The following is a 13,368-nucleotide window of genomic DNA, read 5'->3' as shown; positions in this document are numbered from 1 at the left end:
ATATGACAAACCAAACCCTAAGCAAAAAGACAGCCCTGCCATTTCCGGCACATGCCATGGTGGCGGCTATTCTTTTTACTTTGTATTTTAAAATGAATGAAATGAATGACTATGACCAGAAATAAGAAAAAAATAAAAGCAAAACTTGTTACAAAACGAAAAAGCAAAAATAAAAATACCATTGACCTCAAGCGCTTGAAAGAGCAGATTTTGAAAGTAATGGAAGAGCCATTAAAGCATGGCTATTCCATACGTACCATCATGCGCAAGCTGCATGCCGAAGGTAAGAAAACCAAGCGGGCGGTGATGCAGGCCGTAGAAGAACTGCTTGATGAAGGACATATTTATTTCACCTCCGATGGACGCATGCGCTCAGCTCTTGAGCGTCAGAATGTGCTTGTTGGCGTGGTGGACCAGTCCAGTCCTTATTATGCTTTTGTCGTGCCCAAAGACCCGGCTTTGCCCGATGTGTGGGTATCGGTCGAAGACCTGAATACCGCCTTCGACGGCGATGTGGTCAAGGTGGCTTACTTTGATTCAGAAAAGGGCTTGAATCCCGAAGGCAAGGTAATAGAGATTATAGAGCGCAAGCATAACCGCATTGTAGGACGCCTGACCATTGACCGCTCGGGCGAGTTCGCCTTTGTAGAGCCCGACAGCCGGCGCTATTACATGGACATATTTGTGCCCAAAGAGGCACTGCATGGTGCCCAAACCGATGATAAGGTGATTGTAGAGATTGTCAAATGGCCTAAAAACGGGAAAAGGCCCGTGGGCAAGGTGGTGAGCATCTTGGGCAAAGCCGGTGACCACAATACCGAAATGCATGCCATCATGGCAGAGTATAACTTGCCTTACGAGTTCCCCAAAAAAGTGGAGCAGGCAGCGGAAAAGATACCTGCCCAAATACCCAAAGCCGAAATTGCACGGCGGCGTGACTTTCGCGGCGTGACCACCTTCACCATAGACCCCGAAGATGCCAAGGATTTCGACGATGCGCTTTCCATACGCAAGCTGGAAAACGGGAACTGGGAAGTGGGCGTGCATATTGCCGATGTGACCTATTATGTGAAGCCCGGCTCTGTCTTGGACAAAGAAGCCTTCCAACGTGCTACTTCCGTTTATTTGGTGGACCGCGTGGTGCCCATGTTGCCCGAGCGCCTTTCCAATGAACTGTGCTCGTTGCGCCCTCATGAAGACCGTCTGACTTTTTCGGCTGTCTTCGAAGTGGATAACAACGCCCGTGTATTGCATAGCTGGTTTGGAAGAACCATTATCCATTCGCAGCGCCGCTTTACCTACGAAGAAGCGCAAGAACGCATAGAAACAGGGCGGGGCGACTTTGCCAAGAGCATCCGTACCTTGAACCGCCTGGCAAAGATTTTACGCAAACGCCGCTTTCAGCACGGTGCCATCAGCTTCGAAACCGTGGAGGTGCGCTTCCGCTTGGCACAAGACGGCACTCCCTTGGAAGTAGTGCCCAAGATCCGCAAAGATGCCCACAAGATGATTGAAGAGTGGATGCTGCTTGCAAACCGTAAGGTGGCCGAGTTTGTCTATAACCTGAAAAAGAAAGAGCCGCGCCTTACGATGGTGTACCGGGTGCACGAGCCGCCTGTGGAAGACCGTCTCGAAACCTTTGCAAAGTTTATCGCCAAATTTGGCTACAAGCTCGACACCAGCGACCCCAAACGCCTGGCACAGTCATACAACGCTTTGACAGAAGCCGTGGAAGGGAAGCCGGAACAAAACTTCATCGAGTCATTGGCGATTCGCACCATGTCGAAAGCCCGTTACACCACCGAGCCTTTGGGACATTTCGGACTGGCTTTCGATCATTACACCCACTTTACTTCGCCTATCCGGCGCTATCCCGATATGATGGTGCACCGCCTGCTATGGCACTACCTGCACAAAGGGCAGTCGGTCAACAAAGAGGAGTATGAGTCGTATTGTGAGCATGCTTCTGAAATGGAGCGACGCGCCGAAGAAGCCGAACGCGCCTCTATCAAATACAAGCAGGTGGAATTCATGCAGAACCGCACAGACGAAGTCTTTGATGGCATTGTTACGGGCGTCACCGAGCACGGTGTGTACGTGGAAATTGTGCAAACCAAGTGTGAAGGGCGTGTGGCCATGAGTGATTTACAAGGTGATTATTACGAGCTGGACCACGAGAACTATCGCCTGGTAGGACGCAAGACCAAACGCATCATTGCTTTTGGCGATAAGGTGAAAGTGAAGGTAAAAGCAACCAGTTTGGCTGCCCGCACCATAGATTTGGTTTTTGCCGAGTAGTTACAAGCAAAAAATGTGCCTTTGGTTAAAAAATGTGAGTCTTCCGTAAGGAAGTATTCACATTTTTTTTTAACTTTAACTACTTCAATCTTAAAGCGGAGTAGGGGCATGCAAAAGTTAGACCTGAAACAAATACAGACGCAGAAACTATCACCTCAGCAGATACAGTATATCAAGCTGCTGCAAATTCCCAGCGTGGAGCTGGAGGCAAGGGTGCAAGAAGAGTTGGCGTCGAACCCTTTGTTGGAAGAAGGACCGCCCGAAGAAGAGCCTTATAGCCTGGAAGCGGAGGAGGACAACTACGAGTCGGAAGAGCTGGAAGATGTGCAGGAAGAAATCAGCATAGAGGAATACCTGGAGCATGAAGATGTGAAAAACGGCTATAGCTCGGATTATTCGAACTATTCTTCCGACGATGACGATGATAAAGAAGTGCCCATTGTAAGCAGTGCGTCTTTGCTGGAAAGCCTGGAACGACAAATAGGCTTTCTGGACCTGGACGAAAAGCAGCAGATCATCGCGCGCCAAATCATCGGGAGTCTTGACAACGACGGTTACCTGCGCCGCGACTTGAAAGGTCTGCGCTATGACCTTATGCTTACACAAAATATGGCAGTGACGGAGCAGGAAATAGAAGAAGTGCTCAAGAAAGTGCAGAGCTGTGACCCGCCCGGTATTGCTGCGCGTGATTTGAAGGAGTGCTTGATGATTCAGCTCGAACGCAAGCTGGAAGAAGAGTTCCTTACCGAGGAAGAAGAGCGTCATATACAAAATGCGCTTTTGGTGTTGCGCAAGTGTTTCAATGAGTTTAAGAAAAAGCACTATGACAAGATTCAGGCTAAACTGCACATGAGCGAAGAGGAATTGCGCGAAGCCATTCATTTGATTACCAAGCTCAACCCCAAGCCGGGCGAGGTGTCGGGCAATTCATTTGTGCGTAACCAATACATCATCCCCGACTTTATTGTGAAAAACCGGAACGGACAACTGGAAGTAAGCCTGAATTCCAAAAATGCGCCGGAGTTACGCATCAACCGTGTATATGCCGAGATGCTGCAACAATATGAACACAGCGACAAGAAAGACAAGAAGCTGAAAGAGACCATTTCGTTCGTGAAACAAAAACTTGACTCGGCCAAGTGGTTCATCGATGCCATCAAACAGCGTCAAGATACGCTGCTGCGCACGATGAATGCCATTGTAGAGCACCAAAAAGAGTTTTTTCTGGAGGGTGATGAGTCGAAGCTCAAGCCCATGATTTTGAAAGACATTGCCGACAAAATAGGCATGGATATATCTACGGTGTCACGGGTGGCAAGCAGCAAAACCGTGCAAACCGACTTCGGCATTTATCCTTTGAAGTACTTCTTTTCGGAGGGTATTGGAACACAAGGGGGCGGTGAAGCCAGCAGCCGGGAAGTGAAGCATGTGTTGAAAGAACTGGTGGACAACGAAGACAAGAGCGCCCCTTATTCCGACGAAAAGCTTGAGGAATTGCTCAGGGAGCGCGGTTACAAAATTGCGCGCCGTACGGTAGCCAAGTACCGTGAGCAGCTGGGCATTCCCGTAGCCCGCCTGCGCAAAGAGCTGTAGCGTTTATGAAACGACCCTGTTGGGCTTGGATACTGTCCTTGCTTTTTCATCCTTTATGGCTGCCTTGGGGCATACTTTATGTAGCGTTGCATTTTTATGATTCCCTGTTTTTTCTTTGGAGCAGCCATTTACCGGCAGCGCTTTTGAAGATGGCAGCCGTGCTGTGGTTATTGTTGCCTTCCGGTGTGCTTTTTTTGTTGAAACAAGCCCGCCTCATACGCAGCTGGGAAATGGAAGAAGCCCACGAACGTCGCTTGCCGCTGCTTAGTCTGCTGCCGGTCTATATTTTTTCGGCTTGGGCTATGCACTTTTGGGAGCTGGACGAGCGGCTGCAAGCGCTGCCGGCCGGGGTGGCGCTGAGTCTTTTGTTGGCTTTGCTTATCAACGAGTATTCTAAAATAAGCCTGCACACCTTGGCAATGGGGGGCGCCACTGCCTTTTTTGCCGCTTTGGCTTATCATACACACCACATCATGCTGCTGTTCCCTTTGATTGCTTCCATTTGGGCAAGCGGCTGGGTATATGCCGCCCGCTTGATGCTGAATGCCCATTCGCAAGCACAGCTGTTGGGGGGCTATCTGCTTGGCAGCGCCACCATGTGGGGCGCTTATTGGTATATGGCAGGAGGGGGGTGAAGGAAGCCCGCTGTTGAATGGCAAGCATCAAGCCCCGAAATACATGTGAAAGACGAGTAAATTTCCACTTCGTGACCGGCACGAAGACCTACATACTCAACACAATCAACTCAAAGCGCCGGTTTTTGGCACGCCCTTCTTCGGTTTGGTTGTCGGCAATAGGGCGTGATTCGCCATATCCTTTGGTTACGAAGCGGTCCGGCGCCATGCCTTTCTGCAGCAGGTACTCTTTCACGGCATTGGCCCGCTTACGCGACAACTCCAGATTGTAAGCTGCCGAGCCGCGGTCATCGGTATGCCCGGCAATTTCTACTATTACCGTGGGGTTGTCTTTAAGCAGCTTGTAAATACGGTCTATTTCGCGTTTGGCATCCTCGTTCAGTTCCCAGCTGTTATAATCGAAGGTGATGTTGTGCAGCGGTATTTTGGCACCTACCTTCAAGCCGGTCATTTTTACATCCAGCTTACTTTTGGAGGCTGTGGGGGCTTCTGTGAAGTCTTTGGCTGCCGAAGCAACAAATTTACGGGCGTAGAAGAGGTAGTTATTCGGGTTTTTAACTTCTATTTCATACTCATCCCCTTCGCGCAACCTGACCAAATAACGCCCATTTTGCGCATCTTCGGGGCTAAGCTCTATCACTTCGTCGCGGTTGCGGTTGGTGAGCACCACGCCAAAATCCAATCCCTCGCCGGAGGCTATGTCTTGAATGTTGATTTCATATTCCACTTTTTTGGGAGCAAGCGGAATGCGATACACCAGCCTGAAGGTATCAAGGCGGTTGGCATCGATGGTGAGCGTGGTGTCCTCGAATTGCGGGTCTGTGATGTGTATGTTGTACAGTTTTTTTACGGGTAAATCCAACACCAGACGCCCGCCCACAGCTTTTGGGCTGGCGATGGTTTGGCTTGCTATCACGTCACGTATATCGACACGCGCCTCTACCGGGCTGCCCAGCTCTTTATCTTCAATAATGAATTCCGTAGAAAACGTGCTGATGCCCAAATCAGGAATCACGGGAGAAGAGTCTTCCAGCTCTTGGGCATGCCCGTTGAATATTGCCAAAGCGAAGAAGAAACCCAAGTATATATATCGAACTGCTTTCATTTGGATGAAAATTTTCAAAGGTTAGGATTCATTAAAAACGCACACTAAGACGCAATGCAGGTACAAACTGCCGCAGATAAGTGGCTTGCGGCACAATGCCGGCTTCAATATCCATTGCTTCGTTGAGCTCTTTCAAATAATGCTTATCTACCCGGTTGCGCAGCCCACGGAAGAAAACACGGACCACATCGCCCCCCCAAATGACGGCACTTGCTACTGCCAAGCCACTGGCGAGCAACAGTTGTTCGTTGGCTTGGTTATAGAGCGTTTGGGCTTGGTCGGGGCGGTTGCTTTGCAAATAAAGGTCGTAGCTTTTATTGGCTTCGCCGTATTGCCAGATGGCTGCCCCCGCAGTGCCGTAGGCTAAGAGCGTGGTTACTACCCAGCGGTATTTCCACTTCCACCATCTGTAATAGCGCACCTTGGGGTTGCCCAAGCCGGGTACTACCAGAGAGTAAAGGGCTGCCCCCTCATTTTTTAGGTTCAATACACTTGGCTCATATTTTGCCTTTATCTTGAATTGTATGTTTTTACCATCGAAGTCGGGCATTTCTTTTTCATAATGCCAGATGACTCGTTTGTCGCCGGCAAGCACGCGTCGCCCGATATGCCCGCGCACTTCTTTCAATGGTCCTTGAAATGTTCTACCGCTGTCGTTAGAGTAGTACAATTCGGTGTGAAATTCATAGCGAATGCTGCCGTCTTCCAAGGTGTAAGGCAAAATCACCTTCCCCTCCTTACGGTTCACTACAATTTGTTCATCCCGTAAATCCAGCTTTTGCCCAAGCAGCACATATGGCAGGCATAAGAGTACCGGAAATGACAGTTTTATGAGCGTTTTCATAAGTCGCGATGAAAATAAGTTGAAAAATATATACTAAATTCAAGCATAAATTTAACAAAATGCAACTGAATGATGACGGACGGTGTACGTTTTATGCGCACTTTCTTTATGAAACGGCAAGGATGGATATTGCTTTTTAGCTTTTTATGTTTTGCACAGCTTGTAAAAGCACAGCAAGATTTTCCCCGGCTCTATGAGTCGATGCTTGCCGCCTACAATGCCGGCGACACACAGCGGGCAGCTTCATTGGCAGACAGCTTGCGTGCCATAGCGCCACAAGCGCTGCAAAACAAGCCGGAACAGCTGGCGGCGCTTTATCAGAATATGGCTGTGATTTATACACGGGCGCAACGCTTGCCTGATGCCGAGACGATGTATCAAGCTTCTATGGAGCTGCGAAAGACCCAAGACCTGCCATCTTATTTTTCTACTGCCTTTCAACTGGCGGCACTTTACGTGGCACAAGGCAAGCATGCAGAAGCAGAGCAGCTTTATGCCGGAGTAGTGGCGCTGAGTGAACAACAAAAGCAGTTGACCTTGTATTATCCGGTGGCACTGGCTTATCTGGGGCAGTTGGCCATACGAAAAGCAGCATGGCAGGAGGCAAATGCTTACCTTGCCAAGGCAGATAGCCTGTTTCAACAGGCACAGCTTACCAACCGCCCTGAATATGCCTATGTATTGGTAGGCAAGGGGCATTTGTTGGTAGAACAGGGCAATTACACGGAAGCCAAGCCGCTGCTACAAGCAGGCTTGCAGCTGGCGCAGGCAGGCAAGGTGGCAGACTTGCAGCGTCAGGCGCTCTTAGATTTGGCTTTGATAGCCGAAGAAGAAGGGCAAACTGCACAAGCAATTGAACAGCTGGAAGCATTGAGCCGCATGGCAGCCCCCAACACCGTGGAAGCCATTGCTGCTTCCGTGGCTTTGGGGCGTTTGTATGTGAAAGCCGGAAAGTATGACCAAGCCGGGCAGTATTTGCAAAGTATTGCCACGCGTGTGGAGGCGGTGCCTGCTTTGTTAATAGATTACTACCAGGCGAGGGCTTTGCTGGCGGTGGCACGGCAAGAATACAGCCAAGCGCTTGCTTTCCTGGATAAGCTCGAGACAGCCTATAGCGAGCAGGCGTCATGGCAAGAGCGTGTTACTCTTTTGTACAACCGGGCGCAAATAGAGCGTACTTTGGCCCTTTGGCTTGATGCCATGCAACATCTCGAAGAAGCCATTCATTTAATGGAGACGAACCATGGAAAAGAATCGTCTTTGTATGCACGCGCTTATTTGCTGTGGGGCGAAGTGTTGGAGAAGGGCATGACCGATTATGAAGGCGCTGCCGGAAAGTATCGTTCGGCTATGATGGCTTGGGAGCATATTCACGGGAAGAAAACACTTGCTTACTGGCTCACAAACGCAGATTATGCGCGGGCATTGATGCTGGACGGGCAGTACCGGCAAGCTCTGAAAGAGTATGAGCAGCTGCTGCCACAACTGGAGCAACTATTGGGACAAGACGCACAGGCTTATGCCGAAGTGCTGGCCAACTGTGCCAATGTACTGTATGAAACCGGTGATTATAACCGGGCAGAAGAGTATTATCAGCAGGCAATCGATATTTACAAAAAGAATTTTGCAGTAGGAGACCTAGCCTATCTGACAGTAGTGCGCAACCTGGCAGCCGTGTATGCCAACCGTGGGCTTTACGGGCTTGCCGAGGCACTTTATGTGGAAGCCATGACGGAGACCGCCGCGAGTCTGGGTGAGGAGCACCCTTTTTATTTGGACCTGCGCGAAGCGTATGCCCTTTTGCTGCAAAGCATAGGATATTACGATACGGCGGAGCAGCTACTGACACAAAACCTCAATGCCCGGCGGCGGTTATTGGGCGAAGAACATCCGGCAGTGGCTGAAACCTGCTTACACCTGGGCGCCATCAATTATCTGATGGGCAGCTATGTGGAAGCCGAAAATTATCTTAGCCGGGCACGTGCTCTTTATGAGCAACAGAATGCGCGGGAGCTACCGGCATATACCGATGTGCTTTATTTCATGGCAAAGACTTTGAATAAGCTGGGACGTATGCAGGAAGCCATTCAGACCCTGCAGCAATGTCTGACGCTCAGAGAGCGCATTGTGGGCACCGGACACCCTGACTATGCCTTGGCTTTGAACGCTTTGGCTGCTTATCATGAACAGGTGGGCAACCATACCGAAGCACAAGAGTTGTATCGTTGGGCGCTGGATATCCTCAAAACCAAAGGGGAATATAGCCCCGAGTATATTGGTGTTTCGGAACGCCTTGCCAATCTTTATAAAAAACAAGGCAAATGGCAGGAAGCCATTGATTTGCTGAAAAAAGCCTATGAGGCACGCCTTACGCTCTATGGAAAGACACATCCGGCTACGGCAGCTTCTGCCAATAACTTGGCTATTTTATTTGAAAGTGCAGGAAAAAGCGCCGAAGCACAGCGTTACTATACCGAAGCCCTGCAAGCTTTTGAGCAGACTGTGGGCAAGCAGCATCCCGACTACATCACTACCCTGAACAACCTGGCCATTCTGTACGATGAGCAGAAAGACTACACACAAGCGGCACAATACTACGAGCAAAGTGTAGATGTGTTGAGCGCTTTTATACAAAATATATTTCCCGGATTGAGTGAAAAGGAAAAGCGCGCGTTTTACTACAAATACCGCCCGTTTTATGAGAACTTTTTCTTTTTCGTGGTGAAGTATGCCACCGAAAAACCCGGCACAGCATTGACCCAACGCCTTCTGGTGAAAGCGTATAACCTGCAGATTCAATTAAAAGGCATTTTGCTGACTACCACCGGGCGCATTCGCTCATTGGTGGAAAACACCACCGACGAAACACTCAAGCAGACCTACAGACAGTGGCAGGCGCTGCGTGAGCTGATTGCCAATATTTATACCGAAGGTCTGCAGGCAGCCGAAGCGCGCGGTGTGAAGGTGGAAGCGCTCGAACAAGAAGCCAATCGTTTAGAGCGGATACTCTCGCAGCGCTCGGCCGATTTCGCCGGTGAAAGCCAACAAAGGCAGTATGACTTCCACACTTTAACGCGCAGCTTGAAAGCCGGCGAAGCAGCCTTGGAGTTGATTCGCATTGAACCACAGGCCGATAGCGTGTATTACATTGGACTGATGGCGCGCCCCCAAGCGGCGGTGCCGCAGTGGTTTGTGCTTACTGCCGGCAAAAACATAGAGCGCCATGTGAATTATCATCGCAATGCAGTGAAGTTCAAACTCGCCGACCGCAGAAGCTACAACGTCATGTGGGCACCTTTGAAGCCCTACCTGGAGGGTGTGCGCCGCCTTTACTTCTCTGCCGATGGCGCCTATTACCAAATCAACCCCTATGCACTATATGATGCGGAGCAGAACCGCTATGTGATTGACGAGATAGAAATTGTGTTTGTGTCCAATACGAAATACCTCATAGATACTGTGCGCAAGGCAGAAATAAAAAAAGAAGCGGTATTGGTGGGGAATCCCACTTATCAAATCGACCCTGCTTTGGGGGCAGAGGCAACGGCTGTGGATTTGGAAAATCAAGGAAGTTACTGGTTGGCGAATGCCCGCTTTTTGCCCTTGCCCGGTACGGAAGCAGAGGTCAATCAAATTGCCGCTTTACTGAAGGGAGCTGCTTGGATGGTGAAAGTGTTCAAAGGCATTGAAGCACGCGAAGAAAACATTAAGGCTATCCGTAAACCGGGGATTTTGCATATTGCGACCCACGGCTTCTTTATTCCCTCGCCCAAAGACGAAGTACAAAGCGGGCGCTTCATCAGTCGCGAAGTCCTCGACGAAGAACCCATTGACCCCATGCTGCGCTCAGGCTTGGTGCTGGCCGGTGTAACTGATTATTTCAACGGGCGCCGTGAAGGGCGTCGCGATGACGGCATACTCACCGCTTATGAAGCAGCCCATCTGGATTTGTCGCAAACCCAACTGGTGGTGCTGTCGGCTTGTGAAACAGGCTTGGGCAAGGTGCAAAATGGCGAAGGTGTCTATGGCCTGCAGCGCGCTTTCTTGCTCTCGGGCGCCAATTATTTGGTCATGAGTCTTTGGCGTGTAGATGATGCCGCCACACAACAACTCATGAGCCGCTTTTATCATTACATAGCCGAAGGAAAGGAAGTGCCCCTTGCTTTCAAGCAAGCCCAAATGGAGCTGCGCCAAAAGTACAGCGAGCCTTATTTTTGGGCTGCCTTCGTCTTGATTGAGCAGTAAGCACCCACAATAAGCGCAGAGTTCATTATCTTTGTACCCCTTAACCTCAAGCAGCGCTTGAGCGTACAGGCAAAAAAGGTATTGACCATCAGCAAGAAGAGTGTAGTACGATGAATAGAAGAACATTCCTGAAGCAAGCGCTCATTGCCGGCGGTGTGGCGGCAGTGGCCCCTTTTGAACTGTTGGCAGGGCGCCCACAGGCTACCCGCCTCACCATCCTGCATACCAACGATATGCATTCGCGCATCGAGCCCTTTCCTTTGTCGGCACCACAACACGCCGGCGAAGGAGGCATGGCACGCCGGGCAGCTCTTATTAAGCAAATACGTAGCGAAAACCCGCATGTGCTTCTGCTTGACAGTGGCGATATTTTCCAAGGTACACCTTATTTCAATTTCTTTGGGGGCGAATTGGAATTTAAGCTCATGAGCGAAATGGGCTATGATGCCGCCACGCTCGGAAATCACGACTTCGACAATGGCTTGGAAGGGCTGTTGAAGATGCTACCTCATGCCCGCTTTCCTTTCTTGACCGCCAATTATGACTTTAGCCGCACCCCGCTGCATGGCAAAACCAAGCCCTATCAGGTGTTTGAAAGGGGCGGCATTCGCATCGGCGTGTTTGGCATAGGCATTGAGCTGAAAGGCTTGGTCAATGAGCGTTTGTATGGCAAAACACGTTATTTGGACCCTGTGGGCGTGGCACGCGAGATGGTCAAAACCCTGCGCAAAGATGAAAAGTGCGATTTGGTGATTTGCCTTTCGCATTTGGGCTTTCTTTATTCTAATGGAAAGATATCGGATGTGCTGCTGGCAAGCAAAGTGCCGGGCATTGACATTATCTTGGGCGGGCACACGCATACCTTTATGCAAGAGCCATATAAAATGCGCCATGCCGACGGAAACTACACCATCATTCATCAAGTAGGATGGGCAGGGGTACGCTTGGGACGTATCGACCTGGTGATTGAAAACGGAAAAAAACGGATGGTGTCGGCACGCGCCCTGCCCATCAGCGCCGGCCGTGTATAATGTAGTGGTTGGGGATTTGCCCTTTTTTTAACAACTTTGCAGCCCTTTTTGAGTTCTGTTTATGGTTATTCCAGGTACTAAGCATAGCCCTTATGATTATATGAGTGTTCGTGATGCAACAACGATATGGAACCAGTGTCTTAAGGTCATTCGCCAAGAGGTGGATGAAGAGCAATTTAAGACATGGTTCTCGCCTATCGTGCCATTGCATCTGGAGGGCAATACCTTAACCATTCAGGTCCCCAGCCTTTTTTTCTATGAGTGGATAGAAGAGCACTATGTGCATGCCTTGCGCAAGGCCATTGTGCAAGTGCTGGGCAAAGGGGGGCGCCTCGATTACTCGGTGGTGGTTGATAGGGGCGATGCTTCCCACCATCCGTTGGCAATGAATATTCCCACCGCCAAAACCGGCAACGGAAATGGCAACACGCCCCGGCAAAAACAACCGGAGAGTGTGCCCCCGGGGCAGCGCCAGGTGGCTACTTCTTTGCGTCCCAAGCGAAAAGGTAAAAAAATACCGGAGGAGTACAAGCCCCTGCTCGAAGAAACCGAACTGAATCCACACTATACTTTCGATAACTTCATAGAAGGCGACTGTAACCGTTTGGCACGCTCGGCCGCTTTTGCCGTAGCGCAAAAGCCGGGGGTCACCTCTTTCAACCCCTTGATGATATACGGGGGCGTAGGGCTGGGTAAAACCCATCTGGTGCAGGCTATAGGCAATCATATACGCAAGACACAGGAGGAGAAGATTGTGGTGTATGTCTCTTCCGAAAAGTTTACCAGCCAGTTTATAGAAGAGCTCAAAAACAACAACCTGCAGTTTTTGACCAACTTTTACTTGCTCATCGATGTATTGATTATTGATGATGTGCAGTTTTTGTCGGGCAAGGAAAAGACACAAGAGCTGTTTTTCCATGTGTTCAACCATTTGCATCAGAAGGGCAAACAGATAGTGATGACCAGTGACCGCCCCCCACGCGAGCTGAAAGGCTTACAAGACCGCTTGTTGTCGCGGTTTAAGTGGGGACTTACTGCCGACTTGCAACAGCCCGACTTTGAAACGCGCCTTGCCATCATTCAGCGCAAGCTGCAAAATGAGGGCATCACACTGGACCCCGAAGTCATTGAGTATTTAGCCAATACCATAGACAGTAACATACGCGAGCTGGAAGGGGTGATTGTGTCTTTGATGGCACACTCTTCTTTGAACCGCCGCCCCATAGATATGGCATTGGCCAAAGAGGTGGTGCAGCATGTGGTGCAAAAACAAGATGAGCTTCCGCACGAAGACATAGAGGTAGACATTGATACCATCATGGAAGAGGTGGCGCGCTATTTTGGTTTAAGCGTGGAAGCGCTCAAATCGAAATCCAGAAAAAAAGAAATAGTAGTGCCACGCCAGATAGCCATGTATTTGTGTAAAGAATACACCAACTTTTCTTTAAAATCCATTGGTTATCATTTTGGTGGGCGCGATCACAGTACGGTCATTCATGCCGTGCAAAATATCAGTGAATTGCGCGACAAGGATGCCGATTTCCGTTTGTATATCGATCAACTCTTAGAGCGTCTGCGTTTGTTGAAATAGCCGGGCTTACCGCCCGGGCGTGGCAC

General features: G+C 49.9%; 9 protein-coding genes. 7 read left to right on the top strand and 2 right to left on the bottom strand.

Annotated elements, in window-relative coordinates; genetic code table 11:
• Positions 1–2: 2 nt before the first annotated feature.
• The 4 genes from QVE43_RS04200 (at position 3) to QVE43_RS04185 (ending at position 4,526) form a co-directional block, all read left to right on the top strand.
• Entirely contained in the window at positions 3–125 is a 123-nt protein-coding gene (locus QVE43_RS04200; RefSeq protein WP_288004522.1) for a hypothetical protein, read from the top strand.
• The gene (gene rnr, locus QVE43_RS04195) at positions 106–2,298 is read left to right on the top strand and encodes a ribonuclease R (protein ID WP_288004521.1); all 2,193 of its coding nucleotides are present in this window, start codon (positions 106–108) and stop codon (positions 2,296–2,298) included. Before QVE43_RS04200 ends, rnr begins: the two co-directional genes overlap by 20 nt.
• 108 nt (positions 2,299–2,406) lie before the next feature.
• The gene (gene rpoN / locus QVE43_RS04190; RefSeq protein ID WP_288004519.1) at positions 2,407–3,891 is read left to right on the top strand and encodes an RNA polymerase factor sigma-54; all 1,485 of its coding nucleotides are present in this window, start codon (positions 2,407–2,409) and stop codon (positions 3,889–3,891) included.
• 5 nt (positions 3,892–3,896) lie between these two features.
• A complete protein-coding gene (locus QVE43_RS04185; RefSeq protein WP_288004517.1) occupies positions 3,897–4,526 on the top strand; it encodes a hypothetical protein in 630 nt (209 codons plus the stop codon).
• Positions 4,527–4,614: 88 nt separating this feature from the next.
• Here the strand turns inward: QVE43_RS04185 and QVE43_RS04180 are convergent, their stop codons facing one another.
• Positions 4,615–5,631, bottom strand: a complete 1,017-nt coding sequence (locus tag QVE43_RS04180) for an OmpA family protein (RefSeq protein ID WP_288004515.1) — start codon at positions 5,629–5,631, stop codon at positions 4,615–4,617.
• Between the two features lie 31 nt (positions 5,632–5,662).
• A complete protein-coding gene (locus QVE43_RS04175; protein ID WP_288004513.1) occupies positions 5,663–6,475 on the bottom strand; it encodes a hypothetical protein in 813 nt (270 codons plus the stop codon).
• A gap of 69 nt (positions 6,476–6,544) precedes the next feature.
• Between QVE43_RS04175 and QVE43_RS04170 the strand changes: the two genes are divergently transcribed.
• The 3 genes from QVE43_RS04170 to dnaA all read left to right on the top strand — a co-directional run bounded on the left by QVE43_RS04170 (position 6,545) and on the right by dnaA (position 13,342).
• Positions 6,545–10,720, top strand: coding sequence for a CHAT domain-containing protein (locus QVE43_RS04170; RefSeq protein ID WP_288004511.1), 4,176 nt, complete (start codon positions 6,545–6,547; stop codon positions 10,718–10,720).
• Positions 10,721–10,830: 110 nt separating this feature from the next.
• On the top strand, positions 10,831–11,751 hold the full coding sequence (locus QVE43_RS04165) for a bifunctional UDP-sugar hydrolase/5'-nucleotidase (protein ID WP_038032850.1): 921 nt from the start codon (positions 10,831–10,833) through the stop codon (positions 11,749–11,751).
• A 100-nt stretch (positions 11,752–11,851) separates the two neighbouring features.
• Positions 11,852–13,342, top strand: coding sequence for a chromosomal replication initiator protein DnaA (dnaA, locus tag QVE43_RS04160; RefSeq protein WP_288004508.1), 1,491 nt, complete (start codon positions 11,852–11,854; stop codon positions 13,340–13,342).
• Positions 13,343–13,368 lie beyond the last annotated feature (26 nt).

Origin of the sequence: Thermonema sp. (genome assembly GCF_026003375.1) — a bacterium.
In the GTDB taxonomy this organism is placed as follows: domain Bacteria; phylum Bacteroidota; class Bacteroidia; order Cytophagales; family Thermonemataceae; genus Thermonema; species Thermonema rossianum.
The sequence above is the reverse complement of the archived record's forward strand: the minus strand, read 5'-3'. Positions and strand labels throughout refer to the sequence as shown.

What these genes read in the sequence shown, in the direction of transcription:
- QVE43_RS04165 (WP_038032850.1), top strand. Translation starts at nt 10,831, where the DNA reads ATGAATAGAAGAACATTCCTGAAGCAAGCGCTCATTGCCGGCGGTGTG.
- QVE43_RS04180 (WP_288004515.1), bottom strand. Translation starts at nt 5,631, where the DNA reads ATGAAAGCAGTTCGATATATATACTTGGGTTTCTTCTTCGCTTTGGCA.
- QVE43_RS04175 (WP_288004513.1), bottom strand. Translation starts at nt 6,475, where the DNA reads ATGAAAACGCTCATAAAACTGTCATTTCCGGTACTCTTATGCCTGCCA.
- QVE43_RS04170 (WP_288004511.1), top strand. Translation starts at nt 6,545, where the DNA reads ATGATGACGGACGGTGTACGTTTTATGCGCACTTTCTTTATGAAACGG.
- rpoN (WP_288004519.1), top strand. Translation starts at nt 2,407, where the DNA reads ATGCAAAAGTTAGACCTGAAACAAATACAGACGCAGAAACTATCACCT.
- QVE43_RS04200 (WP_288004522.1), top strand. Translation starts at nt 3, where the DNA reads ATGACAAACCAAACCCTAAGCAAAAAGACAGCCCTGCCATTTCCGGCA.
- QVE43_RS04185 (WP_288004517.1), top strand. Translation starts at nt 3,897, where the DNA reads ATGAAACGACCCTGTTGGGCTTGGATACTGTCCTTGCTTTTTCATCCT.
- dnaA (WP_288004508.1), top strand. Translation starts at nt 11,852, where the DNA reads ATGAGTGTTCGTGATGCAACAACGATATGGAACCAGTGTCTTAAGGTC.
- rnr (WP_288004521.1), top strand. Translation starts at nt 106, where the DNA reads ATGACTATGACCAGAAATAAGAAAAAAATAAAAGCAAAACTTGTTACA.